Genomic DNA, 1,498 nt, shown 5'->3' on the forward strand with positions numbered 1-1,498 from the left:
GGGGGGTGCCTCTATGGTTTTCGTCAAGCCGCGAGAGCGACTGATGATGGTGCTGGCGGGGCGGTCGGATCTTGATACAGGGTGCCATCGCGGAGCATCGCGTAGAGCACGTCCGTGCGGCGCCGGGCCAGCGCGATCAGCGCCTGGTTGTGGCGTTTGCCCTGGGCTCGTTTGCGGTCGTAGTACGCCCTGGAAGGCGGGTGTGACAGCGAAGCGAACGCTGAGAGGAACAGGGCCCGCTTCAGTCGCTTGTTCCCGCCCCGGGCTACGTGCTCTCCGCGGATCGAGGTCCCGGAGCGTCGGGTGACCGGGGCGATCCCGGCGTAGGAGGCCAGATGCCCGGCATCGACGAAGTCCTTGCCCACAACTTCAGTGAGGATGCGTGCGGCGGTCCTGATCCCTACTCCGGGCATCGAGATCAGGACCGGGTGAAGAGGGTGGGCCTCCACTGCAGCCTCCACCTGGGAGGCCAGGCCGGCCCGCTGACGGGTCAGGCCGGCGAGCTGTTCTGCCAGGATCGGGACCACGGTGGCCGCGGCCTGCGTGCCGGCCACGACCACGGACTGCTCGTCCAGGGCTTGGAAGATCTGTTCCGTGAGAGAAGCGGCCAGGCGTGGGGCGTGCTTGCGCAGCCTGGCCCGCACATGCCCCGGCCCAGCCGTTCTGAGCTGTGCCGGGGTGGGGTAGCGGCCGAGAAGGTCTGCCACGGCGGGGTGGGTGATCCTGGGCCCGAGCACGCGCTCGAGCGCGGGGTGGATCTGGGTGAGGAGTCCGCGCAGCCGGTTCGAGGTCGCGGTGATCTGCGCGGCGAGGTCGTCATCGAACCCGGCGAGCATGGCCAGCTCGGCGATCTGTTCCTCATCGACTCGGATGGAGCGCAGCGTATGGGGCATCGTGCGGGCTGCTTCAGCGATGATCGCCGCGTCCTTGGCGTCGGTCTTGGCCGAGCCGGGGTGCAGGTCAGCGATCCGTCGCATCGCCAGCCCGGGCAGGTACGCCACCTCAACGCCGTCGCAGGCCTGGGCCACGGCCACGGGCAGGGCGCCGATCGTGGCCGGTTGATCGACGACGAGCAGCGCGGGCCCGTGGGCGCGGGCGAGCTCGTCGAGGATGCCGCGTAGGCGGGTCTCGTCGTTGGGCAGGGCCTTGTCGTAGACCTTTTTCCCGGCCGCGGTGAGGGCCACGGCGTGGTGCTCGGCCTTGCCGACGTCAAGGCCGATGAACACGGCCGGGTGCTGCTGTGCTGTCATGATCGTTCCCTTCTGGTGCGCCGGTGGCGTGTGCTGGCCGGCCGGGAGGTGATCACGCTCGGCATCCACGTTACGAAGGCCCTTGTCAGCCGGGTCCTGCCTCTATCAGCGATCCGTGACCACCGGACCGGTCCTGGGTGACAACACCCCCCGGATCATGGATGACTGGGGGCAAACGATCATGCCCAGGACCGGCCGGTCAGCACTCCCTGATCCTGCCGGATCCAGGAGCCACGAAGAAGGTAACG

Annotated in this window: 1 protein-coding gene; it reads right to left on the bottom strand. The window is 68.8% G+C overall.

Annotated features, from left to right (window positions below):
* Positions 1-23: 23 nt before the first annotated feature.
* A complete protein-coding gene (locus HMPREF3105_RS05075) occupies positions 24-1,250 on the bottom strand; it encodes an IS110 family RNA-guided transposase (RefSeq protein ID WP_010078639.1) in 1,227 nt (408 codons plus the stop codon).
* Positions 1,251-1,498 lie beyond the last annotated feature (248 nt).

It is taken from the genome of Micrococcus sp. HMSC31B01 (assembly GCF_001816085.1).
Classification (GTDB): domain Bacteria; phylum Actinomycetota; class Actinomycetes; order Actinomycetales; family Micrococcaceae; genus Micrococcus; species Micrococcus luteus.

Excerpts from the sequence above, each read along its gene's own strand:
- HMPREF3105_RS05075 (WP_010078639.1), bottom strand. The coding sequence starts at position 1,250 with ATGACAGCACAGCAGCACCCGGCCGTGTTCATCGGCCTTGACGTCGGC.